Genomic DNA, 2,243 nt, shown 5'->3' with positions numbered 1-2,243 from the left:
AGCCCGCCCATTCCCGGGACGCCACCCCGGTCTTACTCCCTGCCCCCGCACACCCCTCTGCCTTATCCGGTGACGTCGGGTCCATACGGTGTCCCGTACGGTCCACCGGTGCGGCGCGACAACGGCATGGCTATCGCCGCCCTGGTGGTGTCGTTGTTCGGGATCATCGTGCCCTGCATGCTCGTACTCGGCCTGATCTTCGGCGTCCTCGGACTGAGCAAGTCGCGCGAAACGGGCTCCGGCCGCGGCCAGTCCACCGCCGCGATCGTGATCTCCGCCGTACTCATCGTCGGCTGGGCCGTCGTGCTCGTGATCCTGGCCAACCTGCACACCACGGCAAGCAGTGCGGGCGCCCCGATGTTCCGGGACGCCCGCACCAGCGTGTCAGTGATCTACCAGAGCAGGTGAGACCAGAGGTACCACTGCGACGGAGTGCCGACGCCGGTCGCGTCGTCGTAGCCGCGGGTGGCCTTGAGCAGCCGGTCGTCGCCGAAGTTCGTCAGGATCGGCGGCGCGCCCTGGAAGGCCGGCAGGCTGTTGACCGCCGAGACCCCGGGACCGCTGTTCTTGACGTCGGTGAAGGCGAAGCTGCCGTAGCGGGCGTAGATCGCCGGGTTGGCGAAGCCGACCGGCTGGCCGCCCTGCAGCTGGATCACGTCCGCCTGGAGCCCGGCGAACAGCGGGCAGGCCAGGCTGGTGCCGCCGATGTCGCTCTCGGCGTAGCCGATGGTGCCGTCGGGCAGCTTCTGGGTCTCGCCGATCAGGAAACCGGTGAACGGGTCGGCATCCATGGAAACGTCGGGCGCCACCCGCATCTTGCCGCTCGCCGCAGTGCCGTCGGGCAGGGTCTCGGCCAGCTTCGTCGGGACCACGCCCTTCTGGTACCAGGGCTGGTTGAAGACGGCACTGGTGCCACCGCCGCCGCCGAACTGCCAACCGAGGGAAGCCCACGCGGTGCCGGTGTTCACCCACGCGTCGGTGCCCCACACAGTGGTCCACTCGGTGTTGTTGTGCTTGCCGATCGCGACGCTGGTGCCGCCGACCGAGGTCGCCCACCCGTCGGAGGTCGGGAAGTCGGCCTGCGGGGTGGTGGAGGTGTCGTTCTGGCCGCAACCGGTGCTCGGGTCCTCCGCGCCGCAGTCGCCGGACGAGAACTGGAAGCTGATGCCCTCAATCGCACCCTGCTGGAAAGTGTGGGTGTACTCGGCGATCGCGGACGGGGACTCGTTGCCGGTGGTCGAGTAGATCACGCCGCCCCAGGAGTCCGACACGATGTCCGCGGACCGCTGGTCCACGATGGTGTCGAACACCTTGAGGAAGTCCGGGTCGTTGCAGGAGTTGGAACCGTAGTAGTGGATCTTCGCGCCGGGCGCCATCGCGTGCACGGCCTCGACGTCGAGGGTCTCCTCGCCGGCCCAGCCGGCCTGGCCCTGGCAGGTGGACAGGTCGGTCCACTGCGACGGGGTGACCGACTCCACGTACTGGCCGGAACGGAACGCCGGGTCGCCGTGGTTGGTGGCGTACTGGTTCGCGTCGGCGAGCATGGTGAACGAGCCGTACGCGTCGACGATCGCGACGGTCACGCCGCGGCCGGTCAGACCGGTCTCGTCGACGCCGTACGCGCCGCGCATCTGCGAGGGCACGTAGCCGCAGATCGCGTACGGGTAACCGGTGGCGCCGTTGAACGCCGGGTCGGTGGTGTCCTTGATCTGGCCGTAGTACGCGGAGCACGGCAGCGGGCCTAGGAAGGTCGCGCCGTCAGAACCCTTGCTCGCGGTGGCCTCGGCGCCCGTGACACCCTTGGCCACCGAGGTGGTGACCTGGCCGACCAGGCTCGAGGTGGTCATCTTGAGCGGCATGTTGTCCAGGCCGGAGACGGTGAGCACCGCTCCCGCGACGGACGCCGGGACCTGCGCGTCTCCGGTCGGCGCGCGGAAGGTCTGCCCCTTCACCGTGTACTGGTGCAGGTTCGTCCCATAGGCGTGCTCGGTGGCGGAAACAGAGCCGCTGGCGGTGATCGTGTGGGAGTCGACCGCCGTGATGGTCAGCCCTGACGAACGCAGCCAGTTCTCGACCCCCGCAACCTGCGCCGGCGTGGCGCCGTAGCGGGCCTGGAACTGGTCGGGCGACAGGTAGTGGTGGTACGCGGTGTTGCTCGGGTCGGAGACGGCCGCGGCGTAGGCGGCCATTCCGGTGGCGTCCCGACCGGCCAGGTACACGGTGGTGCTGACCGGTGCCGACGA

The 2,243-nt window shown here is 69.2% G+C and carries 1 protein-coding gene and 1 pseudogene; one reads left to right on the top strand and one right to left on the bottom strand.

Features of this window, described 5'->3' with window-relative positions:
* Positions 1-408: pseudogene (locus VGZ32_RS19980) on the top strand (DUF4190 domain-containing protein); the annotation flags it as partial.
* Here VGZ32_RS19980 and VGZ32_RS19975 read toward each other — a convergent pair.
* On the bottom strand, positions 393-2,243 hold a 1,851-nt coding region (locus tag VGZ32_RS19975; protein WP_326887624.1), incomplete at its 5' end, for a S53 family peptidase. The pseudogene VGZ32_RS19980 and the gene VGZ32_RS19975 overlap by 16 nt on opposite strands.

It is taken from the genome of Actinocrinis sp., from assembly GCF_035938995.1.
Lineage (GTDB): Bacteria > Actinomycetota > Actinomycetes > Streptomycetales > Catenulisporaceae > DASZGI01.
This window is presented reverse-complemented; position numbering and strand designations above follow the sequence as displayed.